Genomic DNA, 23,524 nt, shown 5'->3' with positions numbered 1-23,524 from the left:
GCCGAAACAACGTAATTTCTCTGAGAACGTCGCGTCGGCAGCCACCTAAATTAGCGGCACAAAAAAAAGCTGGCAAGCGCCAATTGCCTTGCCAGCTCCGCTTTTTAACGGTTTATGCCGTTAATCACTATTTTGCTGTCGCGACCTGCATGCCGTATGGCGCATTTTCCAGTGCCAGATTCAGCACCTCTTCAATGCGTTTCACCGGATGAATCTCCAGATCGGCAATCACGTTCTGTGGAATTTCTTCCAGATCACGCTTGTTGTCGTCCGGGATCAGCACAGTTTTAATACCGCCACGGTGTGCTGCCAGCAGTTTTTCTTTCAGCCCACCAATCGGCAGTACCTGACCACGAAGGGTAATTTCACCGGTCATGGCGACATCTGCACGAACCGGGTTACCGGTCAGACAGGAAACCAGCGCAGTACACATGGCGATACCGGCACTTGGACCATCTTTCGGTGTGGCGCCTTCTGGCACGTGAACGTGAATATCACGTTTTTCGTAGAAGTCACCATTGATGCCAAGCTTCTCGGCACGGGCACGCACTACGGTCAGTGCAGCCTGAATCGACTCCTGCATCACTTCACCCAGAGAACCGGTGTAAGTCAGTTTGCCTTTACCCGGCACGCAGGCGGTTTCAATGGTCAGCAGATCGCCACCCACTTCCGTCCAGGCCAGGCCAGTAACCTGACCGACACGATTTTCACTGTCAGCACGGCCATAGTCAAAGCGCTGTACGCCCAGGAAGTCCTTGAGGTTTTCGCCATTGATGGTGATGTGCTTCTTAGTCTTGTCCATCAGCAGTGATTTCACCGCTTTACGACACAACTTCGACAGCTCACGCTCAAGGCTACGCACACCGGCTTCACGGGTGTAGTAACGGATAATGCCGACAATCGCGCTGTCTTCAACCGTAATTTCGCTGGCTTTCAGGGCGTTACGTTCAATCTGCTTAGTCAGCAGATGCTGCTTAGCGATATTCAGCTTTTCATCTTCGGTGTAACCCGACAGACGAATCACTTCCATACGATCCAGCAGCGGTGCCGGAATATTCATTGAGTTCGACGTTGCCACAAACATCACATCAGAGAGGTCATAGTCGACTTCCAGATAGTGGTCGTTGAACGCAATGTTCTGCTCAGGATCAAGCACTTCCAGCAGGGCAGACGCAGGATCGCCACGCATGTCAGAAGACATTTTGTCGATCTCATCCAGCAGGAACAGCGGGTTTTTAACCCCCACTTTCGCCATTTTCTGGATTAATTTACCCGGCATAGAGCCGATGTAAGTACGGCGGTGACCACGGATTTCTGCTTCATCACGCACGCCACCCAGCGCCATACGCACATATTTACGTCCGGTCGCTTTCGCGATCGACTGACCCAGAGAAGTTTTACCTACCCCTGGCGGTCCGACGAGGCAGAGAATCGGCCCTTTGATTTTGCTGACGCGACTTTGAACCGCAAGATACTCAAGAATACGATCCTTCACGCGCTCCAGGCCGTAATGGTCGGTATCCAGCGTCTCCTGCGCTTTACGCAGATCTTTCTTCACTTTGCTGCGCGCGTTCCACGGAACCTGAACCATCCAGTCGATGTAGCCGCGAACCACGGTGGCTTCAGCGGACATCGGGGACATCATTTTCAGCTTCTGCAGCTCAGCTTCTGCTTTCTCACGCGCTTCTTCCGGCATTTTTGCCGCGTCGATTTTGCGTTTTAACGCTTCGTACTCGTCAGGCGCGTCATCCATCTCGCCCAGCTCTTTCTGAATCGCCTTCATCTGCTCATTCAGATAGTACTCGCGCTGGCTTTTCTCCATCTGCTTCTTAACACGGTTGCGAATACGCTTCTCAACCTGCAGCAAATCGATTTCAGACTCCATCATCGCCATCAGATATTCCAGACGCTCGTTGACGTCGGACATCTCCAGCACAGACTGTTTGTCTGCCAGTTTCAGTGGCATATGTGCTGCGACGGTGTCGGCAAGGCGGGCCGCATCGTCAATATTGTTCAGCGAGGTTAAAACCTCTGGTGGGATCTTTTTATTGAGTTTGATGTAGCCTTCAAACTGATTGATCGCCGTGCGCACCAGCACTTCCTGCTCGCGCTCTTCGATCTCTGGCGAAACCAGATATTCAGCTTGTGCCACAAAATGGTCACCGTTATCGGCCAGCGTCGTAATGTGGGCGCGCTGTAAACCTTCGACCAGAACTTTGACGGTGCCGTCCGGCAGTTTCAGCATTTGCAATACTGAGGCTACGGTCCCTACTGAAAAGAGATCGTTAATGCCAGGTTCATCCGTTGAAGCCTCTTTCTGTGCGACCAGCATGATTTTTTTATCATGATCCATTGCGGCTTCAAGGCACCGAATTGATTTTTCCCGGCCAACAAACAACGGAATTACCATGTGCGGATAAACCACCACGTCGCGCAGCGGCAACACGGGGATTTCAATGCGTTCAGAACGCTCAGGATTCATAGAGCTCTCTCTTTGTTTAATGTCCGCCAGGTGATGGGAACCGCATCAGGCAGGTATGCAGTTAAACCCACAGGTATCTGAGTATATGGGGATGCTTATCCGACATTCAACGTCACAGAGGCGAGAAAAGCAAAAGGGGAAACATTTTCCCCTTTTTTATTATGACAACATGGACGATCTGTTTAATTATTCGCCAGAAGCCTGCGCTTCATGCTTACCATAGATCAACATGGGCTCAGACTGACCTTCAATAACTGATTCATCAATCACTACTTTTTCCACGTCGTCCATGGAAGGCAGATCATACATCGTTTCCAGCAATGCGCCTTCTACGATGGAACGCAGACCACGTGCACCGGTTTTACGTGACATCGCTTTCTTCGCAATGGCAGTTAACGCCTCGTCACGGAACTCCAGCTCAACGCCTTCCAGGTTAAACAGCGCCTGGTACTGTTTCGTCAGGGCGTTTTTAGGTTCACGCAGAATCTGAATCAGTGCTTCTTCGCTCAGTTCGCTCAGAGTGGCAACCACTGGCAGACGACCGATGAACTCAGGAATCAGACCAAATTTGATCAAATCCTCAGGTTCACACTGTGAAAGCAATTCGCCTTCGCTGGCTTTCTGCGACTTCCCTTTCACGGTGGCGCCGAAACCGATACCGGATCCGGTTTCAACACGCTGGGAAATCACTTTGTCCAGGCCGGCAAATGCGCCGCCGCAGATAAACAGAATTTTCGAGGTATCAACCTGCAAAAACTCCTGCTGCGGATGCTTACGTCCACCCTGCGGTGGAACGGCAGCGACGGTGCCTTCAATCAGCTTAAGCAGAGCCTGCTGTACGCCTTCACCTGACACGTCACGGGTAATCGACGGGTTATCTGACTTGCGTGAGATTTTGTCGATTTCATCGATATAAACGATGCCGCGCTGTGCTTTCTGAACGTCGTAATCACACTTCTGCAGCAGTTTCTGGATGATGTTTTCAACGTCTTCACCCACATAACCGGCTTCAGTCAGCGTAGTGGCGTCAGCCATGGTGAACGGCACATCCAGCAGGCGTGCAAGGGTTTCTGCCAGCAGCGTTTTACCACTACCGGTGGGACCAATCAGCAGAATGTTACTTTTGCCCAGTTCGATGCCATTGCTGGTATCGCCGTTGCGCAAACGCTTGTAGTGGTTGTAAACGGCAACCGCCAGCACTTTCTTCGCTCTTTCCTGGCCGATGACATAATCATCAAGGTGATGGCGAATTTCATGTGGGGTTGGCAACGCACTACGTTCACGATGCGGCGCAACTTCTTTAATCTCTTCGCGAATGATGTCGTTGCACAGGTCAACACATTCATCGCAGATATACACTGACGGCCCGGCAATCAGCTTTCGCACTTCATGCTGGCTTTTGCCGCAAAAAGAGCAGTACAGCAACTTTCCTGAACCGTCTTTGCGCTTATCTGTCATCAGTTAACCTCTTCTAGTTCTCAGGCCATACACGCGTACGGCTCAGGCCGTGCAGAGACGGCCGAAATTCATTCAACCCATAATAGTACCGTTACCCTGTTAACTATAGACCAGGGACAACGGTAAGTCGGGTCTTATTGGCGATGCGTCAGAATTGAATCGACTAATCCATACTCTACCGCTTCACTTGCAGAGAGGAAACGATCACGCTCGGTATCGCGCTCAATTTCTTCCAGCGTTTTACCGGTATGCTCAGCCATCAGCTCATTCATACGCTGCTTAACTTTCAGGATCTCGCGCGCATGGATCTCAATATCTGACGCCTGGCCCTGATAGCCGCCCAGCGGCTGGTGGATCATTACACGTGAGTTTGGCAGACAGAAACGTTTACCTTTGGTACCCGCCGTCAGCAGGAACGCACCCATTGAACAGGCCTGTCCCATACAGATGGTGCTGACATCCGGTTTAATAAATTTCATGGTGTCGTAGATCGACATACCGGCCGTGATCACACCGCCAGGTGAGTTGATGTACAGATAGATATCTTTTTCCGGATTTTCAGCTTCCAGAAACAGCATCTGCGCCACGATCAGATTTGCCATGTGGTCTTCAACCTGGCCGGTCAGAAAAATGACACGCTCTTTCAGCAGACGGGAGTAGATGTCGTATGAACGCTCACCACGCGAAGTTTGTTCAACCACCATTGGCACCAGCGCATTGTGCGGTGCAGTATATTCACGATCGCCACTGTATGACATTACCGTCTCCTGGATAAATTTCATTGGCAACATTCTGTACCGATTCTACGTAAGACGCGCGGGAAACTCCACGTCGCACCTTTTCCGACACCTTCAGGACGGTTAATCAGCCAGCCTCACTCTCATTTCTGCATACTCCCACTATCTGGGGATGCTGCACGCATGTTTCAAGCATAACAATCTTTTCCCTGTTCGCTAACCCGGAAAAAGCGATGCGTGAATAATTTGCCGATTAATTAAACAAATAGCAGCGAAGAGTGCCGTTCTGTACGCAAAACACAAAAAAGCCCGTGACTTTTCAGTCACGGGCTTAGCACAGACAGTTAAATGTGAGATCAGGCCTGAGCGGTCTGATTCATCAGATCCTGGAAGTTGGTCTCTTTCTCAGTCACTTTAGCTTTCGCCAGGACTGCTTCAACCGCTTGCTCTTCCAGCGCGACGTTGCGCATATTGTTCATCAGCTCGTTATTCTTGCTGTAGAACTCGATCACTTCCTGCGGATCTTCATACGCAGAAGCCATCTCTTCGATCATGGTGCTTACGCGTGCTTCGTCAGCTTTCAGCTCATGGGTACGAATCACTTCGCCCAGCAGCAGACCGACAACAACACGGCGTTTAGCCTGCTCTTCGAACAGTTCGCGTGGCAGTTCCAGCGCCTGCTGTTCGTTGCCACCGAAACGCTGTGCAGCCTGACGACGCAGAACGTCGATTTCGCTGTCAACCAGCGCAGCTGGCACGTCGATTTCGTTAGCTTCAACCAGACCGTCGATCGCCTGCGTTTTGATGCGGTTACGGATAGCGCCTTTCAGCTCGCGATCCATGTTCTTACGCACTTCGGTACGCAGACCGGCAACTGAACCATCTTCAACGCCGAAACGTTTGATGAACTCTTCAGTCAGCTCTGGCAGTTCGCGCGTTTCAACTTTCTTCAGCACGATCTCGAACTTCGCATCTTTCCCTTTCAGGGTTTCTGCGTGGTAGTCGTCCGGGAATTTCACATCGATAGTGAAAGTCTCGCCCGCTTTGTGACCCACAACGCCTTCTTCAAAGCCTGGGATCATGCGGCCCTGGCCCATGGCCAGAACGAAATCAGTGGCTTTGCCGCCTTCGAACTCTTCACCGTCAACAGAACCGTTGAAATCGATAGTGGCACGATCTTCCGGGCCTGCAGCAGCGTCGCTTTCGATCCAGTTGGCCTGCTGCTTACGCAGCGTGTCCAGCATGGTATCAACGTCAGCGTCAGTGACTTCAACGACTGGTTTTTCGACTTCGATGTTTTCCAGGCCTTTCAGCTCAACTTCCGGATAAACTTCGAATTCAACCGCGTAAGTGAAATCCTGACCTTCTTTGTACTCACCTGGCACGTAGTTTGGTGCGCCAGCCGGGTTAATTTTTTCTTTGATGATGGCGTCAACGAAGTTGCGCGTCATCAGCTCGCCCAGCACGTCCTGACGGACAGAAGCGCCATAACGCTGCGCAACGATGTTCATCGGCACTTTGCCTTTACGGAAACCATCGATACGGACTTTCCTGGCAACGTCAACCAGTTCTTTTTTTACTGCACTTTCGATGCTGTCAGCTGCAACAGTAATCGTAATGCGACGGCCCAGGCCCTGAGTGGTTTCTACAGAAACTTGCATCTTGTTACCTCAAAAAATCACGTGCTCGGTCAACTTCAGACACCACACATAGTGAAATGCGCCGTATCCAACAACCGGGACGGCTTCCGTGAAGAGAACCTGATCCCTGTTACCAGAAGCGTCCCGAAGACATTCCGGAAAAATAGACGCAGCATTATAGCGGCATCGCTGGAATGAGTCGAGGACGCTAACTCACCACTTTTCAGCAGGTTTGCTGCTTTTTTGAGCCAGGGATCGCGTTTTTCGCTAAATAACAGAAAAAACGGCCCGCAGGCCGTTTTAGAGAAGGGAGGTCAGGCGAGTGTACCGGCACCACGGCAGTTAGGCGAAGCCAGTACGGTATCCTGCAATCCTTCCCACTCTTTCAGTGTGTAAGTATGCAGGGCTAAAGCATGAACGCTGCCCGCTAATTCAGCCGCCAGCTCGCCATAAATTAAGCGATGACGCGCCAGAAAGCGCTGGCCTGCAAAACAGTCGCTGACAATGACCACTTTGAAGTGACTTTCTGAGCCGGCAGGAACGTTGTGCCGGTAGCTTTCGTCATGCACTTCCAGATGAGCTGGCTGAAATGCCACACGCAGCTTTTCTTCTATTTGTTCGCGGATCATGGCTATTACTCCTCAATGGCGAGCGCTGTGCCCCATCTCATTCAATCTTAGTCGCTTTTAGTGCGCTTACCCGTCAGCAGAGGCTAAATATTGCATTTTATGTCAGCCCGCCTCCGACGCGCATAATAACGTAGCTGAAACGAACAGCAAACTAACCTGTCAGAGAAGGGGCTTAAAACGGTTTCAGACACAATTTCACCGGCAACAGGGCTTTTTTCACTGCCGGGCAATGCTATGATGCCTCCAGTTTTTGCAAACCAACCCCCTGACACCAACGAGAAAAAGTATGTTGAAAAAACTGTTATTCCCACTGTTGGCTGCGTTCATTTTAGCCGGCTGTGCAACCAGCAATAATACCCTGACAATCCAGCCTAAAATTCAGTTGCCACAGCAGGACCCGGGCCTGATGGGCGTAACCGTCAGCATCAACGGTGCCGACCAGCGTAAAGATCAGGCGCTGGCAAAAGTAAACCGTGATGGTCAGCTAGTGACCTTAACACCTTCGCGCGATCTGCGTTTCCTGCTGCAGGAAGTGCTGGAGAAGCAGATGACCGCTCGCGGTTATATGGTTGGTCCTAATGGCGCGGTAGACCTTCAGATTGTGGTTAACAACCTCTATGCTGACGTGACGCAGGGCAATGTGCGCTATAGCATCACCACCAAAGCGGACATTTCGATCATTGCGACCGCAAAAAACGGCAACAAACAGGTTAAAAACTACCGCCAGACTTACAGCGTAGAAGGCGCGTTCAACGCCAGTAACCAGAAGATCACCAACGCGGTTAACTCCACCATGAGCGATGTGATCGCGGATATGGCGCAGGACACCAGCGTCAACGACTTCATCAAGCAAAACGCCCGTTAACACCCTCTCTCTTCTGCCCTGCCTTGTGCAGGGCATTTTGTTATCTGCAGGATCCGCATGAACCACTACCTTCGCCTCTTCAGCCAGAAAAACGCCGCCGTATTGTTGCTCCTTGGGTTCGCTTCGGGATTGCCGCTGGCACTGACATCGGGCACGTTGCAGGCGTGGATGACGGTGGAAAATGTCGATTTAAAAACCATTGGCTTCTTTTCGCTGGTCGGCCAGGCCTACGTCTTTAAATTTCTCTGGTCACCCATGATGGACCGCTATACGCCGCCGTTTCTGGGCCGCCGCCGCGGCTGGTTGCTGCTCAGTCAGCTGGCGCTGGTGGGGGGGATTTTCGCGATGGGATTTCTGCAACCAGGACGCGATCTGACCCTGATGGCCGCGCTGGCGGTGCTGATCGCTTTCTGCTCCGCCTCTCAGGATATTGTCTTTGATGCCTGGAAAACGGATATCCTGCCACCTGAAGAACGTGGCAGCGGTGCCGCGATTACCGTGCTGGGTTATCGTCTGGCGATGCTGATTTCAGGCGGACTGGCGTTGTGGCTGGCTGACCGCTATCTGGGCTGGCAGGCAACCTACTGGCTGATGGCGCTGATGATGGTGCCGGGTATTATCGCGACGCTTGCGGCCAGCGAGCCCGACACACGCATCTCTACCCCACATTCGCTGCGTCAGGCGGTTGTTGATCCCCTTAAGGATTTTTTCCAGCGTAACAACGCCTGGTTGCTGATTACCCTGATTATTCTTTACAAGCTGGGCGATGCATTCGCCGCCTCGCTGACCACCACCTTTTTGATTCGTGGCGTCGGCTTCAATGCCGGTGACGTCGGCCTGGTCAACAAGACGCTGGGCCTGCTGGCGACGATTATCGGGGCGCTCTATGGCGGTGTTCTGATGCAGCGTCTGAGTCTGTTCCGGGCACTGATGATTTTCGGCGTGCTGCAGGCAGTCTCAAACTTTGGTTACTGGCTGCTGGCGGTGACCGACAAACAATTGTGGAGTATGGCCAGCGCGGTTTTTGTTGAAAACCTGTGCGGCGGCATGGGCACGGCGGCCTTCGTGGCCCTGTTAATGACCCTTTGCAACAAATCCTTCTCTGCAACACAGTTTGCCCTGCTGTCGGCGCTCTCAGCCGTTGGTCGGGTCTATGTTGGCCCGGCTGCGGGCTGGCTGGTTGAACTCTGGGGCTGGCCAACATTTTATGCTTTTACGGTATTTGCGGGACTGCCTGGGCTGCTACTGCTGACTTTTTGTCGACACACACTGAATCAGGTCGAGCAAAGTGGCAATTTCCTCACACGAAGCTACTATCCTCATGGTTATCGCTGGACTAATCGTCTGTTTGCAGCCGGATGCGGCGTACTGGCTCTCTGGCTGGTAGCGCTGGCACTGAACGCACTGGGACTGACTGCGCTGGCACCGCTGCTGACCCGCCTGTTCGAGCTGGGCATGACCCTCTCCTTACTGGCGGTGCTTGCCGGGGTGTTGCTGGACTACCGGGCGCTGAAGAAAACGCCGGTGTTACCTGCATCAGATGCTTAAGTAAAATCGATAGGTTAACGAACGGCGACTTATTTTATGCCATGCCGATAAGTCGCCATCATTTATCATCGCGTGTTATTTTTAAAAAATAAGAATATGACCTGAGGAGGCGTAGCGGAAATACTAAAAACCGGTGAGCAATTACTTTAGTTAAATTTCATCGCGCAAATGATGCAGACTTGTTAAATATTTGGGAGTTAAAAGTAAGGGTTATTCCTTTCCCTGATTTTTTTACGGTTACTTCCATTGGTTTTTGTTATATTGATGCCAACTGCTTGTCTGCGTTAATTATTTGTCACCTGGCGCAACATCTGTGACACCCTTAGCAAAAGGTGTCAACACGTATCTGACACATCCTTAAGCTGGTTTACACTGCATAAACCTTCCCGTAAAATGCGCGCACACTTAAACGACAATAGAGCCCTTTGTCATTGAGGTCGTTAAATGAGACTCAGTAAATACAATAAAAGTTTGGGGATTTTGTCATTAATTGCAGGCACTTTATTAATGAGTGGCTGCGATAGTGCATTGTTAAATCCCAAAGGACAGATTGCACTGGAGCAACGTTCGCTGATACTGACTGCCTTTGGCCTGATGTTGATCGTCGTGATTCCCGCAGTCCTGATGGCCGTGGTGTTTGCCTGGAAATATCGGGCATCCAACACGAATGCGAAGTACAGCCCTAACTGGTCACACTCTAACAAAGTGGAAGCCGTGGTCTGGACCATTCCGATCCTGATCATTATCTTCCTCAGTGTGCTGACCTGGAAATCGACCCACGCACTGGAGCCCAGCAAACCGCTGCAATCTGATGTGAAACCGGTTGAGATCGATGTGGTTGCACTGGACTGGAAATGGTTGTTCATTTACCCGGAGCAGGGTATTGCGACCGTGAACCAGATTGCCTTCCCGGCAAACACTCCGGTGAACTTCAAAATTACGTCTAACTCCGTCATGAATTCTTTCTTCATCCCAACGCTCGGCAGCCAGATTTATGCGATGGCTGGTATGCAGACCAAACTGCATCTGATTGCGAATGAGCCGGGAATTTTCGACGGTATCTCTGCGAACTTCAGTGGTCGTGGTTTCTCTGGCATGAAGTTTAAAGCCATTGCAACCAAAGACGATGCGGAATTCCAGCAGTGGGTGGCTAAAGTTAAAGCAGCCCCTAACACGCTGACTACTATGGATGATTTCGAGAAAGTGGCTGTGCCAAGCGAAAATCACCCGGTGGAATATTTCTCTTCAGCTGATCCTAAATTGTTCATGCAAGTCATCGACAAGTTCAAGATGAGCCACGGGAAAATGGACATGCCACAGCATGAAGGTATGGACATGAGTCACGCCGCTTCCGCGGGAGCCGAGGAATAATACGATGTTCGGAAAATTAACACTTGATGCAGTGCCGTACCATGAGCCGATTATCATGGTTACGGTTGCCGCTATCCTGATAGGTGGTGCGGCGCTGGTCGCTGCGATTACCTATTTTGGTAAGTGGAAATATCTGTGGTCTGAATGGCTGACGTCAATCGACCACAAACGCCTGGGTATCATGTACATCATCATGGCATTCGTCATGCTGATTCGTGGTTTCGCTGATGCCATTATGATGCGTACCCAGCAGGTTATGGCTTCGGCCGGTGAAGCGGGCATTCTGCCACCGCACCACTACGACCAGATCTTTACCGCGCACGGCGTGATTATGATCTTCTTCGTGGCGATGCCTTTCGTGGTTGGCCTGATGAACATCGCCGTTCCGTTGCAGATTGGTGCACGTGACGTCGCGTTCCCGTTCCTGAACAACCTGAGCTTCTGGTTTACTGCGGTCGGTGTGATCCTGGTTAACCTGTCGCTGGGCGTGGGCGAGTTCGCACAGACCGGCTGGCTGGCTTATCCGCCGCTTTCCGGCGCGGAGTACAGTCCCGGCGTCGGGGTCGATTACTGGATCTGGAGCCTTCAGCTTTCAGGTATTGGTACGACCTTAACCGGTATTAACTTCTTCGTGACTATCCTGAAGATGCGCGCACCGGGCATGAGCCTGTTCAAAATGCCGGTCTTTACCTGGACCGCGCTGTGCACCAACGTCCTGATCATCGCTGCGTTCCCGGTTCTGACCGTGACCCTGGCGCTGTTGACCCTTGATCGTTATCTCGGCTTCCATTTCTTCACCAATGAAATGGGCGGGAACATGATGATGTACGTCAACCTGATCTGGGTCTGGGGCCATCCGGAAGTGTATATCCTGGTACTGCCGGTGTTTGGTGTGTTCGCAGAGATTACCGCGACCTTCTCCAAAAAACGTCTGTTTGGTTATACCTCTCTGGTGTGGGCGACCATCGCCATTACCGTGCTGTCGTTTATCGTCTGGTTGCACCACTTCTTCACCATGGGTGCAGGTGCCAACGTTAACGCCTTCTTCGGTATCATGACGATGATCATCGCGATTCCGACCGGGGTTAAAATCTTTAACTGGCTGTTCACCATGTATCAGGGCCGCATTCAGATGCACTCTGCCATGTTGTGGACCGTTGGCTTCCTGGTAACCTTCTCTGTAGGGGGTATGACCGGCGTACTGCTGGCCGTTCCGGGCGCTGACTTTATTCTGCATAACAGCCTGTTCCTGATTGCTCACTTCCACAACGTTATCATCGGTGGTGTGGTCTTCGGTTGTATGGCAGGCGTGACCTACTGGTTCCCGAAAGCATTCGGCTTCACCCTGAACGAAACCTGGGGTAAGCGCGCATTCTGGTTCTGGATCATTGGCTTCTTCGTTGCCTTTATGCCGCTGTACGCACTGGGCTTCATGGGCATGACCCGTCGTCTGAGCCAGGATATCGATCCACAGTTCCACCCTCTTCTGGTGGTTGCGGCGGTCGGTGCTGGTCTGATTGCAATGGGTATCCTGTGTCAGCTGACCATGTTCTACGTTTCAGTACGTGACCGTGATCAGAACCGTGATGTGACAGGTGACCCGTGGGGCGGTCGTACGCTGGAGTGGGCAACCTCTTCACCACCACCGTTCTATAACTTTGCTGTCATCCCACATGTGCATGAGCGTGATGCTTTCTGGGAAATGAAAGAGAAAGGCGAAGCGTACAAACAGCCGGCATCTTATGAAGAGATTCATATGCCGAAAAACAGTGGTGCTGCAATCGTCATCTGCGCATTCGCTACTGTAATGGGCTTCGCGCTGATCTGGCATATCTGGTGGATGGCTGGTCTTTCCTTCCTCGGCATGATCGTTACCTGGATCGTGAAGAGCTTCGACGAAGACGTGGATTACTACGTTCCGGTTGCTGAAGTTCAGAAGATTGAAAACCAGCACTTTGACGAAATCAGCAAAGCAGGTCTGAAATAATGTCAACTGAAACTCTTAAACATCACCACGACGCCCATGCGGAGCATGGGCATCACGATGCAGGAGCCAATAAAGTCTTTGGCTTCTGGATCTACCTGATGAGTGACTGCATTATCTTCGCAACCCTGTTTGCGACCTATGCTGTCATGGTCAACAACACTGCCGGTGGCCCGGCAGGTAAAGATATCTTTGAGCTGCCGTTTGTTCTGGTAGAAACCGCCCTGCTGCTGTTGAGTTCGATCACTTACGGCATGGCTGTTATCTCCATGAACAAGGAGCAAAAAGGTGCCGTTATCGGCTGGCTGGCGCTGACCTTCCTGTTCGGTCTGGGCTTCATCGGGATGGAAATCTATGAATTCCATCACCTGATTGCTGAAGGCTTTGGTCCGGATCGCAGTGGCTTCCTGTCTGGCTTCTTTACGCTAGTCGGTACTCACGGTCTGCACGTGACCTCCGGTCTGATCTGGATGCTGGTTCTGATGTTCCAGGTTTCTAAACGTGGCCTGAACGCGACTAACCGCACCCGTATCATGTGTCTGAGCCTGTTCTGGCACTTCCTGGACGTGGTCTGGATTTGCGTCTTCACCGTTGTTTACCTGATGGGAGCCATGTAATGAGTCATTCTGTTAACGAACATGGCGCTTCACACGGTAGCGTGAAGTCCTACATGATCGGCTTCATCCTCTCTATCATCCTGACGGCCATCCCGTTCTGGATGGTAATGGATGGCAGTGCATCTCACGGTACTATCCTCGGTGTTGTTCTGGTTTGTGCGGTAATCCAGGTGCTGGTTCACCTGGTCTACTTCCTACACTTAGACAGCAAATCTGAGGGTGGCTGGAACATGGTAGCCATTGTTTTCTCGGCCATCATCATCCTGATTGTCGTAGTGGGCTCACTGTGGATCATGTGGAACCTCAACTACAACATGATGCCTCACTAAAGAGTCACGCGTAATGTTTAAGCAATACCTGCAAGTTACAAAACCAGGAATTATTTTCGGGAATTTAATTTCTGTGATCGGCGGATTTCTGTTGGCTTCCAAAGGCAACACAGATTACGCCCTGTTTCTCATCACCCTGGTGGGCGTGTCACTGGTGGTTGCATCGGGTTGTGTTTTCAACAACGTGATTGACCGCGACATTGACATCAAGATGGAGAGAACCAGGAATCGGGTGCTGGTAAAAGGCCTCATCTCCGCGAAAGTAAGCCTGGTTTATGCCACTGTGCTGGGTATTGCCGGCTTTGCGTTGCTCTACTTCGGTGCTAATCCGCTGGCCATGTGGCTGGCGGTGATGGGCTTCGTGGTGTACGTGGGTATCTACAGTCTTTACATGAAGCGTAATTCCGTTTACGGAACGCTGATTGGCAGTCTGTCAGGTGCTGCGCCGCCGGTTATCGGCTACTGTGCAGTCTCTAACCAGTTTGATGCTGGTGCGTTAATCCTGCTGGCGATCTTTAGCCTGTGGCAGATGCCGCATTCGTACGCGATTGCTATCTTCCGCTTTAAAGATTATCAGGCAGCGAACATCCCGGTTCTGCCGGTGGTGAAAGGCATTTCCGTGGCTAAGAATCATATTACGCTCTATATTCTGGCGTTTATGATTGCCACGCTGATGCTGACGCTGGGTGGCTACGCGGGTTACAAATATCTGGTTGTGGCTGCTGCGGTCAGCGTCTGGTGGCTGGGCATGGCGTTATCGGGTTACAAAACCGCAGATGACCGTGTCTGGGCACGCAAGCTGTTTGTCTTTTCTATCGTGACCATCACCGCGCTGAGCGTGATGATGTCGGTAGATTCGCTGGCTCCGGCTTCAAAGGACCTGCTGACTTACGTCTGGTAACTGGCACCGATACAGCATGAAAAGGGCGCGATTATCGCGCCCTTTCTTTTTGTTACCACTGCTTAAAAACTATTGTTTTACCCGCCCTGCCCCGCCACCTAGAATAAAAGCAGCACATTAACAGAGGTTGGAATGAACGATAATAAAATGACTCCGGTGGAGCTGCGCGCCACATGGGGCCTCGGTACGGTCTTTTCCCTGCGCATGCTGGGAATGTTTATGGTCCTGCCGGTACTGACCACTTATGGCATGGCATTACAGGGCGCAAGTGAAACCTTAATCGGTCTGGCGATTGGCATCTATGGCCTTGCTCAGGCAATCTTTCAGATTCCTTTTGGTCTGCTCTCCGATCGCATCGGCCGTAAGCCGTTAATTGTCGGCGGACTGTTGTTGTTTGTTCTGGGCAGCGTTATCGCCGCCTGCACCGACTCCATCTGGGGCATTATTCTGGGTCGTGCGCTGCAGGGTTCAGGCGCGATTGCGGCTGCCGTAATGGCCCTGTTATCCGATTTAACCCGTGAGCAGAACCGCACCAAAGCAATGGCGTTTATCGGCATCAGTTTTGGCGTGACCTTCGCGATTGCTATGGTTGTCGGCCCGATTGTTACGCACGCGCTGGGTCTGCATGCGCTGTTCTGGATGATTGCGATTCTGGCGTCGCTGGGTATCGTGATTACCCTGCTTGTGGTGCCGTCCGCTTCCCATCATGTCCTGAACCGTGAATCGGGTATGGTGAAAGGCAGCTTCCGCAAAGTATTGGCTAACCCGCGTCTGGTAAAGCTCAATATCGGTATTTTCTGCCTGCATGTTCTGCTGATGTCGAGCTTTGTGGCGTTACCCGGACAGTTTGAGCAGGCTGGATTCCCGGCCCCCGAGCATTGGAAAGTTTATCTTTCCACTATGCTTATCGCCTTTGCCGGCGTGGTGCCGTTTATTATTTATGCCGAAGTGAAGCGTCGTATGAAGCGCGTGTTTGTCGGCTGCGTCGGGATGATTGTCATTGCTGAGATTGTACTGTGGGGCGCGGAAGGTCATTTCTGGACGCTGGTCGTGGGTGTTCAGCTCTTCTTCTTCGCCTTTAATCTGATGGAAGCCATCCTGCCTTCACTGATCAGTAAAGAGTCCCCTGCAGGTTATAAAGGTACGGCGATGGGGATCTACTCCACCAGCCAGTTCCTGGGTGTGGCCGTTGGTGGCAGTATGGGTGGCTGGGTATTTGGTCATTTCGATGCTCAGACCGTGTTCCTGGTTGGCGCGATGGTGGCTGCGGCCTGGCTGTTTGTCAGCATGACGATGCAGGAGCCGCCTTATGTCAGTAGCCTGCGCATCGTGCTGAGTGATGCGGCTCTGGCTGTGCCAAATCTGGAGCAGCGCCTGAAAGCGCAGCCTGGCGTTAACTCCGTGTTTATCGTGCCGGAAGAGAAAAGCGCGTATATCAAAATTGATAGTAAGGTCACCAGCCGCCCTGAACTGGAAGCGCTGCTGGGGAGTTGCTAGCTTAAAAAAGTTTGGTGATAACGTCAGCTCGTTTCGCTTCAGGATCGAGCTGGCGCAGGGGGCAAGGTCAGATCGGAAAGTCGCAAATGTCGCCATCCATGGCGCGGGACGCTTTCCTCCTCTGGCCGTATTCCCTTCGCCTCCTAAGCTTTTGAGTTGCTGAATGGTTCACCCGCATTTAAGTTTCTAAGCAACCTCCAACCCGCATAACCATTCTTACAGACAACTCAGAAATTCATAGCGATGGGAGCCTGTGCCTGTAGCAAAGCATCGCGGGCCATGGATGGCCCGCGCTGAGCCGCCATGGATGGCGCTTTTGCGTCTTTGCGAAAGGCACAGGCTCCCTGAGCAAGTGCGTGATCGCACAGACGCCCTACAGCTCACACCCACTTCTTCAAAGAGATGCAAGCCAGCACACGATGCCACTGACGTCACAAACCACGCCTTTATTCATACGGCTCACAAATTTGGAACGATGCAGCGCTGCTCCTGCCAGAAAACAAAAAACCCGGCATTAGCCGGGTTTATATCACTGCATTCATGCTGAAAACTCAGCCAATCCCGCTTAATCGCGGAAGTTTTTAAACTGGAACGGCTGGCCCAGATTACTGCCGCGCACGATCGCCATCGCGCCCTGCAAATCATCACGTGCTTTGCCGGTCACACGCAATGCTTCACCCTGAATCTGGGTCTGCACTTTCAGCTTGCTGTCTTTAATCAGCTTCACCAGCTTCTTCGCGACGTCGCTTTCAATGCCTTTCTTCAGTTTGGCATCGACCGCCCAGCTTTTGCCACTATGCTCAATCTCTTCGGGCACCTCTAAGGCGCCGCCTTCAATCCCGCGCTTCAGTAACTTCTCACGCAAAATATCGACCAGCTGCTTAACCTGAAAATCAGACTCGCTGGTGATCTTGATGGTTTCATTCTTTTCGTTGAGCTCAAACTCGGCGCTCACGTTGCGGAAATCGAAGCGGGTAGACACTTCACGGTTGGCATTCTCCACCGCATTGCGAATTTCCTGCAGATCGACCTCTGAAACGATATCGAAAGATGGCATCTCTTCTTCTCCTGACGCTAAAGTGACATGCATAATACGCGTCTTAAGGTGCTAAATAAAATCAGGCTGCACACAACGCTATAATGAAAGTGTGACAATGAATAATAGATGGATAGCCCGCCAGCGGGAGGCAGCATGAAAATTACCGTGTTAGGTTGCGGTGCGCTGGGACAGGTCTGGCTGACAGCACTGGCCCGCCAGGGACATGAGGTACAGGGATGGTTGCGGGTGCCGCAGCCCTACTGTTCAGCCAATGTGGTTGACCCACAAGGCAACATATCGAACCGCACGTTTATTGCCAATGATCCGCTCTTTCTGGCGGAAAGCCAGCTGCTGCTCGTCACGCTCAAAGCCCCGCAGGTCTCGCCTGCGGTGAAAAACCTGGAGAGCGTGCTGCAGAAGAACTGCCCGGTGCTGCTGCTGCACAACGGCATGGGGACGCTTGAAGAGCTGAAAGGGCTGACTCAGCCACTGCTGCGCGGCGTCACTACCCATGCGGCGATGCGCGATGGCACCGTCATCAAACACATTGCCAGTGGTATCACCCATATCGGCCCCGGCAACCGTAAAAGCGCCGCTTATAGCGATCTCGCCGATATCCTGCACCCTGCCCTGCCCGACGTTGCCTGGCATGACAATATCCGGGCCGCCTGCTGGCGCAAACTGGCCGTCAATTGCGTCATCAACCCGCTCAGCGTGGAATATGCGTGTCAGAACGGTGCACTGCGTGCTTATCCGGAACAGATCGCGCAACTGTGTGAAGAGATCAGTTGGGTCATGGAGCGCGAAGGCCAGAGCATAGCCAGTGAAAGCCTTCAGGACATCATCTTCGACGTGATTGAAAGCACTGCGGCCAACACCTCTTCAATGCTGCAGGATGTTCGCGCGCAACGGCTCACCGAAATCGACTATATCAGCGGCTTTCTGCTGCGCCGCGCCCGGACGCACGGCCTGGTGCTGACGGAGAACACCCGTCTGTATGACATTGTAAAACGCAAGGAGTCCCATTATGACCGCGAACGCATCGGTGCTGGTTTGCCTGGCACATGGCAGTGAAGAAACCGAAGCTGTCACCACTATCGACCTGCTGGTTCGGGCCGGGCTAAACGTTGTTACCGCCAGCGTCGAAAGCGATGGCAGCCGGGAGATCGTCTGCTCTCGCGGTGTGCGTCTGCTGGCTGACGTCACACTGGTTGAAGTCGCCGACAATGACTTCGCCGCCATCGTCCTGCCTGGTGGCCTTAAAGGGGCTGAGACTTTCCGTGACAGTCCGCTGTTAGTCGAAACGGTGCGTCAGTTTCATCTCAATGAGAAAATTGTCGCCGCGATATGCGCAGCGGCAGGCACCGTATTGATCCCCCACGATCTCTTCCCGGTCGGTAACATGACCGGATTCCCCGGCTTAAAAGAGACCATTCCGGCAGATAAGTGGATGGAGCGCCGTGTCGTCTGGGATCCGCGCGTTAATCTGCTGACCAGTCAGGGACCCGGCACGGCAATGGATTTTGCGCTGAAGCTGATTGATCTGCTGGTGGGAAAAGAGATGGCGCGCGAGGTTGCCGCACAGCTGGTGCTGGCTCCCGGCATTTATGACTATCAGGCTTAAATACTAAGGCTTAAAACGAGAAAGCCAGTCAGTCCTGAACAGGTGCTGACTGGCTCTGAAACGTGACTACGGGCGGTAAACTTTAACGTTTTTAAAGCCCTGTTCGTGCAGATAGAGCGCCTGCAGACGGCTCATCACACCACGGTCGCAGTAGAGCAGCCAGGTGCGATTCTGATCGAGATCGCCAAACTGCGTACTGAGTTTATAGAACGGCAGCGATTTCACTTCCGTCGCGTTTAGCGTCAGAGGCTTCTCTTCCTGCTCATCGATAGATCGGATATCCAGCACCACATCGTTCTCACTCAGCAAGGCGACGGTCTCAACTTCCACCACCTCCTCTTCTGTCTGCTCAGCGATGGTGCGGATATCGACGTTGGTCGCTTCTTCGATAACCCGATCGAGAATCGTGAAGTCGAAATTCTGCTCTTCCGCCTCAATCTTCGCTTTCACCGCCTTCACGGTCGGGCTTTTTGAGATCACGCCGCAATATTCCGGCATGGTGCTGGCGAAATCTTCGGTGCCGATTTCACGGGCAATTCGGATAATGTGCTCTTTGTCATGAGAGATCAGCGGACGCAGAATCAGCGTATCCGACGCGTTATCGATCAGACGCAGGTTGGTCAGCGTCTGGCTCGACACCTGGCCTACCGCTTCACCGGTGACCAGTGCCTGTACGCCGTAGCGCTCAGCAATCGTCGAGGCAGCCCGCACCATCATGCGTTTCAGCACTACGCCCATCTGGCCGTCATCCACTTTCTCGAGGATCTCACCGACGACCGGCTCAAAATTGATCGCTACAAAGCGTACGCGGTGTGAGCGACCAAAACGATTCCACAGATAGTGCGCAACCTGACGGACGCCAATCTCATGGGCGGCTCCACCAAGGTTAAAGAAGCAGTAATGCACACGGCTGCCGCGACGCAGCAGCATATAGCTGGAGACGCCGGAGTCGAAACCGCCGGAAATCAGCGACAGCACATCTTCCTGCGTGCCAATCGGGAAGCCACCCAGGCCTTCGTAGCGCGCAGTTACCAGCGTCAGACGATTCTCTTCAACTTCCAGATTCACCGTCACGTCCGGATTTTTAAGCTGCACGCGGGCGCTTTCGATATGCTGGTTCAGACCGCCGCCTACATAGCGCTCCACATCCTGCGAACTGAAGCTATGCTTGCCACGACGCTTAACACGCACACAGAAACTCTTTCCTTCCAGACTGTCGCGATACTGCGCTAACGTCTGTTCAAAGATGTGATGAATATCCGTGTACTCGCGATCTTCGACCGCTAAAACGTGATGAATACCGGGAATGCGGGCGAGCTCATCGGGAATAATGTCCGCCAGCGCTGCATTTTTTGACCGCACTTCAATGTGATCCCAGTAGCGCACAACGGCGATGTCGTCGCTGACGGTTTTCAGGACGTTGCGAATATTGCTGGCAAGAATCTTGATAAAGCGCAAACGCACCGACGGACTCTTGATGGTGATTTCAGGAAATAACTTGATGATAAACTTCATGGCGACACAGCTTCGTTGGGCAAATAAGTGCTAAAACAGGCGGCACTTAGCTGGTAAAATCACAAAATTGCGGGCTGCAATGCGCAACCGCATCCGAGGCGCGGGAGTATATCACCTTTGTCAGGTGACTGCTTCTTCATCAGCCGCCGCATTGATTATTTTGCTAATCATTGGGTCTCAGCTACCATGACCGATTGCGAGATAATGTCCCAACCGTGAGTCGACACGAAATATGCCGAAAAAAGCCGAACAGCCAGCCAGCTTTGAAACGTCATTGCAGCAGCTGGAGCAGATTGTCAGCCGTCTGGAAAGTGGTGAACTGCCGCTTGAAGAAGCCCTGAACGAATTTGAGCGCGGCGTGCAGCTGGCGCGAAATGGCCAGCAGACGCTGCAGCAGGCTGAACAGCGGGTTCGTATTCTGCTGAACGATGATAAAGAGGCCGACCTCACCGCTTTCACGCCGGAAAACGACTAATGGATTTCGCCCGATTACTCGACGTTTATCAGCAGCAGGTGAACGCTGCCCTGACGCGTTTTATAGAGCCACTTCCTTTTCAGAGTTCTCCTCTGGTGAATGCCATGCATTATGGGGCATTATTAGGCGGTAAACGCCTGCGTCCTTTTCTGGTCTACGCTACCGGTGAAATGCTCCACGCCGACCCGGCGAGTCTGGATGCGCCCGCCGCCGCGGTTGAATGCATCCATGCGTACTCTCTGATACATGACGATCTCCCTGCGATGGACGATGACGCACTGCGTCGCGGGCAGCCAACCTGTCACATTAAATATGGCGAAGATACGGCGATTCTGGCGGGCGACGCCCTGCAGACGCTGGCCTTCTCTATCCTGGCAGATGAAGCGATGCCGGGTGTCAGTGCCGAATACCGTCTGATGATGCTCTCCGAACTGGCTAAGGCCAGCGGCGTAGCCGGGATGTGTGGCGGACAGGCGCTGGATTTAGCGGCGGAAGGCAAATCTGTCGATCTGGACCAGCTTGAACAGATCCACCGCCACAAAACCGGTGCGCTGATCCGCTCAGCGGTCCGGTTAGGCGCGTTAACGGCAGGCGATGCGGGCCGTGAAGCGCTGCCGCTGCTCGACCGCTATGCTGAGGCTATTGGTCTCGCGTTTCAGGTGCAGGACGACATTCTCGATGTCGTAGGCGATACGGCCGTGATCGGAAAACGCCAGGGTGCCGATCAGGATCTGGGAAAAAGCACCTATCCTTCATTGTTAGGCCTTGAAAATGCCCGTGCAAAAGCGCGGGATTTGTATCAGGAAGCTCTTGATGCTTTAGAATTGCTCGCTGCGCACTCTTATAACACTACAGCACTGCAGGCGCTGGCGAGCTTCATAATTGAACGCGACAAATAACTTCCATAATGAGTCTCTGATGAGTTTTGATATTGCTAAATACCCGACACTGGCGCTGGCAAACACGGTTCAGGAGCTGCGCGCCCTGCCCAAAGAGAAGTTGCCTGCGCTGTGTGATGAACTGCGTCAGTATCTGTTAGACAGTGTAAGCCGCTCCAGCGGCCATTTTGCGTCGGGTCTGGGCGTAGTCGAACTGACGGTCGCGCTGCATTATGTCTATAACACCCCCTTTGACCATCTGGTGTGGGATGTGGGTCATCAGGCTTATCCGCATAAAATTCTGACCGGGCGCCGCGATCGCATCGGCACCATTCGTCAGAAAAATGGCGTGCACCCGTTTCCGTGGCGCGGTGAAAGTGAATATGACGTCTTAAGCGTTGGACACTCATCGACCTCGATCAGTGCCGGTCTCGGCATGGCCGCGGCGGCTGAACGTGAAGGCCAGGGCCGTCGCACCGCCTGTATTATCGGCGATGGCGCCATCACGGCGGGCATGGCGTTTGAAGCGATGAACCATGCCGGTGATATCAAGCCAGACATGCTGGTCATCCTTAACGACAACGAGATGTCGATCTCTGAAAACGTCGGTGCGCTGAATAACCGCCTGGCGCAGATCCTGTCAGGTAAAACCTACGCGCGACTGCGCGAAGGCAGCAAGCGTGTGCTGACCAGCCTGCCGCCGATTAAAGAGCTGGTAAGACGCACCGAAGAACACCTCAAAGGCATGGTCGTGCCGGGTACGCTGTTTGAAGAGCTGGGCTTTAACTACATCGGCCCGGTTGACGGCCACGATGTGCTGACGCTGGTGAATACGCTGAGCAACATGCGCAGCCTGAAAGGGCCGCAGTTCCTGCATATCATGACGAAGAAAGGCAAAGGCTACGCGCCGGCAGAGGAAGATCCGATTGCCTGGCACGCCGTGCCTAAATTTGACCCGGCAATTGGCGAACTGCCAAAAAGTGCGGAAGGTCTGCCGAGCTACTCCAAAATCTTTGGTAACTGGCTGTGCGAAATGGCTGCCGACGATCCGAAGCTGATGGCGATTACCCCGGCGATGCGTGAAGGCTCCGGCATGGTGGCCTTCTCCCGTGAGTTCCCTAAACAGTATTTTGATGTGGCAATCGCCGAGCAGCATGCGGTGACCTTCGCAGCGGGTATGGCGATTGGCGGCTACAAACCGATTGTTGCCATCTACTCGACGTTCCTGCAGCGTGCCTATGATCAGCTGATTCACGACGTCGCCATCCAGAAACTGCCGGTCCTGTTTGCCATTGATCGCGGTGGTATTGTGGGTGCGGACGGTCAGACTCACCAGGGCGCGTTTGATCTCGCCTATCTGCGCTGTGTGCCGGATATGGTGATCATGACCCCAAGCGATGAGAATGAGTGTCGGCAGATGCTCTACACCGGCTATCACTATCAGGCTGGCCCAAGTGCAGTGCGCTATCCGCGCGGCACCGGTGTCGGTACACCGCTGGCACCCCTGCAGAGCCTGCCGCTGGGTAAAGCGGTCGTGAAACGCCAGGGTGAAAAGCTGGCAATTCTGAACTTCGGCACTCTGTTGCCAGAAGCCGCCGCCACAGCGGAAGCACTGAATGCGACTCTGGTCGATATGCGCTTTGTAAAGCCGCTGGATGAAGCGCTGATTGCTGAGCTCGCTGCCACGCACGACTCACTGATTACGCTGGAAGAAGGCGCAATCAAAGGCGGTGCAGGCAGTGGCGTGAATGAATTTATCATGGCGAAACGTCTGGCTGTTCCCGTGCTGAACATCGGTCTGCCGGATGAATTTATCCCGCAGGGTACGCAGGATGAAGTGCGTCATGACTATCTGCTTGACGCGGAAGGCATTCAGCAACAGATCGCCCGCTGGCTGGCGCAGTAACCTCCCTTCGCTGCGCTCCCCCTCAGGGA

At 52.9% G+C, this 23,524-nt stretch carries 20 protein-coding genes; 13 read left to right on the top strand and 7 right to left on the bottom strand.

Features of this window, described 5'->3' with window-relative positions:
* Positions 1-127: 127 nt before the first annotated feature.
* The 5 genes from lon to bolA all read right to left on the bottom strand — a co-directional run bounded on the left by lon (position 128) and on the right by bolA (position 6,946).
* Positions 128-2,482: an endopeptidase La gene (gene lon, locus AC6I77_RS04400; protein WP_003850493.1), complete on the bottom strand. Its 2,355-nt coding sequence runs from the start codon at positions 2,480-2,482 to the stop codon at positions 128-130.
* A 186-nt stretch (positions 2,483-2,668) separates the two neighbouring features.
* Positions 2,669-3,940, bottom strand: a complete 1,272-nt coding sequence (gene clpX, locus AC6I77_RS04395; protein WP_003850494.1) for an ATP-dependent protease ATP-binding subunit ClpX — start codon at positions 3,938-3,940, stop codon at positions 2,669-2,671.
* Between the two features lie 134 nt (positions 3,941-4,074).
* The gene (gene clpP / locus AC6I77_RS04390; RefSeq protein WP_003850496.1) at positions 4,075-4,698 is read right to left on the bottom strand and encodes an ATP-dependent Clp endopeptidase proteolytic subunit ClpP; all 624 of its coding nucleotides are present in this window, start codon (positions 4,696-4,698) and stop codon (positions 4,075-4,077) included.
* Between the two features lie 335 nt (positions 4,699-5,033).
* Complete coding sequence (tig, locus tag AC6I77_RS04385) at positions 5,034-6,338, bottom strand: trigger factor (RefSeq protein ID WP_039659077.1); 1,305 nt, start codon at positions 6,336-6,338, stop codon at positions 5,034-5,036.
* Positions 6,339-6,631: 293 nt separating this feature from the next.
* Positions 6,632-6,946 carry a transcriptional regulator BolA gene (gene bolA, locus AC6I77_RS04380; protein ID WP_008924895.1) on the bottom strand — a complete coding sequence of 105 codons (315 nt, stop codon included), beginning with the start codon at positions 6,944-6,946 and terminating at the stop codon, positions 6,632-6,634.
* Between the two features lie 286 nt (positions 6,947-7,232).
* Here bolA and AC6I77_RS04375 point away from each other — a divergent pair, with 286 nt between their 5' ends.
* The 8 genes from AC6I77_RS04375 to AC6I77_RS04340 all read left to right on the top strand — a co-directional run bounded on the left by AC6I77_RS04375 (position 7,233) and on the right by AC6I77_RS04340 (position 16,058).
* A complete protein-coding gene (locus AC6I77_RS04375; RefSeq protein ID WP_008924894.1) occupies positions 7,233-7,811 on the top strand; it encodes a lipoprotein in 579 nt (192 codons plus the stop codon).
* A 57-nt stretch (positions 7,812-7,868) separates the two neighbouring features.
* Positions 7,869-9,359, top strand: coding sequence for a muropeptide MFS transporter AmpG (ampG, locus tag AC6I77_RS04370; RefSeq protein ID WP_008924893.1), 1,491 nt, complete (start codon positions 7,869-7,871; stop codon positions 9,357-9,359).
* Positions 9,360-9,803: 444 nt separating this feature from the next.
* Complete coding sequence (cyoA, locus tag AC6I77_RS04365; RefSeq protein WP_008924892.1) at positions 9,804-10,730, top strand: cytochrome o ubiquinol oxidase subunit II; 927 nt, start codon at positions 9,804-9,806, stop codon at positions 10,728-10,730.
* 4 nt (positions 10,731-10,734) lie between these two features.
* Positions 10,735-12,717 carry a cytochrome o ubiquinol oxidase subunit I gene (gene cyoB, locus AC6I77_RS04360; protein WP_008924891.1) on the top strand — a complete coding sequence of 661 codons (1,983 nt, stop codon included), beginning with the start codon at positions 10,735-10,737 and terminating at the stop codon, positions 12,715-12,717.
* Positions 12,717-13,331: a cytochrome o ubiquinol oxidase subunit III gene (locus AC6I77_RS04355; RefSeq protein WP_008924890.1), complete on the top strand. Its 615-nt coding sequence runs from the start codon at positions 12,717-12,719 to the stop codon at positions 13,329-13,331. The genes cyoB and AC6I77_RS04355 overlap by 1 nt, the downstream gene beginning before the upstream one ends.
* Complete coding sequence (locus AC6I77_RS04350; RefSeq protein WP_008924889.1) at positions 13,331-13,660, top strand: cytochrome o ubiquinol oxidase subunit IV; 330 nt, start codon at positions 13,331-13,333, stop codon at positions 13,658-13,660. Before AC6I77_RS04355 ends, AC6I77_RS04350 begins: the two co-directional genes overlap by 1 nt.
* Positions 13,661-13,673: 13 nt before the next feature.
* Positions 13,674-14,561 (top strand): heme o synthase, encoded by an 888-nt coding sequence (gene cyoE / locus AC6I77_RS04345; protein WP_008924888.1) that lies wholly within the window; start codon positions 13,674-13,676, stop codon positions 14,559-14,561.
* Between the two features lie 132 nt (positions 14,562-14,693).
* Positions 14,694-16,058, top strand: a complete 1,365-nt coding sequence (locus tag AC6I77_RS04340) for an MFS transporter (RefSeq protein WP_008924887.1) — start codon at positions 14,694-14,696, stop codon at positions 16,056-16,058.
* A gap of 565 nt (positions 16,059-16,623) precedes the next feature.
* Here the strand turns inward: AC6I77_RS04340 and AC6I77_RS04335 are convergent.
* A complete protein-coding gene (locus AC6I77_RS04335; protein ID WP_003852530.1) occupies positions 16,624-17,115 on the bottom strand; it encodes a YajQ family cyclic di-GMP-binding protein in 492 nt (163 codons plus the stop codon).
* A gap of 135 nt (positions 17,116-17,250) precedes the next feature.
* On the opposite strand from AC6I77_RS04335, the gene panE reads away from it, so the two are divergent.
* Positions 17,251-18,171: a 2-dehydropantoate 2-reductase gene (gene panE, locus AC6I77_RS04330; protein WP_039659075.1), complete on the top strand. Its 921-nt coding sequence runs from the start codon at positions 17,251-17,253 to the stop codon at positions 18,169-18,171.
* Complete coding sequence (yajL, locus tag AC6I77_RS04325; protein WP_003852527.1) at positions 18,125-18,721, top strand: protein deglycase YajL; 597 nt, start codon at positions 18,125-18,127, stop codon at positions 18,719-18,721. The genes panE and yajL overlap by 47 nt, the downstream gene beginning before the upstream one ends.
* Before the next feature lie 66 nt (positions 18,722-18,787).
* Here the strand turns inward: yajL and thiI are convergent, their stop codons facing one another.
* Positions 18,788-20,236 carry a tRNA uracil 4-sulfurtransferase ThiI gene (gene thiI, locus AC6I77_RS04320; protein WP_003852525.1) on the bottom strand — a complete coding sequence of 483 codons (1,449 nt, stop codon included), beginning with the start codon at positions 20,234-20,236 and terminating at the stop codon, positions 18,788-18,790.
* Positions 20,237-20,468: 232 nt separating this feature from the next.
* Here thiI and xseB point away from each other — a divergent pair, with 232 nt between their 5' ends.
* The 3 genes from xseB to dxs are packed head-to-tail and all read left to right on the top strand — an operon-like array spanning position 20,469 to position 23,495.
* On the top strand, positions 20,469-20,711 hold the full coding sequence (gene xseB / locus AC6I77_RS04315) for an exodeoxyribonuclease VII small subunit (RefSeq protein WP_003852524.1): 243 nt from the start codon (positions 20,469-20,471) through the stop codon (positions 20,709-20,711).
* Positions 20,711-21,610: a (2E,6E)-farnesyl diphosphate synthase gene (gene ispA / locus AC6I77_RS04310; protein WP_003852522.1), complete on the top strand. Its 900-nt coding sequence runs from the start codon at positions 20,711-20,713 to the stop codon at positions 21,608-21,610. The genes xseB and ispA overlap by 1 nt, the downstream gene beginning before the upstream one ends.
* Positions 21,611-21,629: 19 nt before the next feature.
* Complete coding sequence (gene dxs / locus AC6I77_RS04305; protein ID WP_008924885.1) at positions 21,630-23,495, top strand: 1-deoxy-D-xylulose-5-phosphate synthase; 1,866 nt, start codon at positions 21,630-21,632, stop codon at positions 23,493-23,495.
* The last annotated feature ends 29 nt before the right edge of the window (positions 23,496-23,524 follow it).

This window comes from Pantoea sp. X-Soil-ISGK-259 (assembly GCF_059730705.1).
The sequence above is the reverse complement of the archived record's forward strand: the minus strand, read 5'-3'. Positions and strand labels throughout refer to the sequence as shown.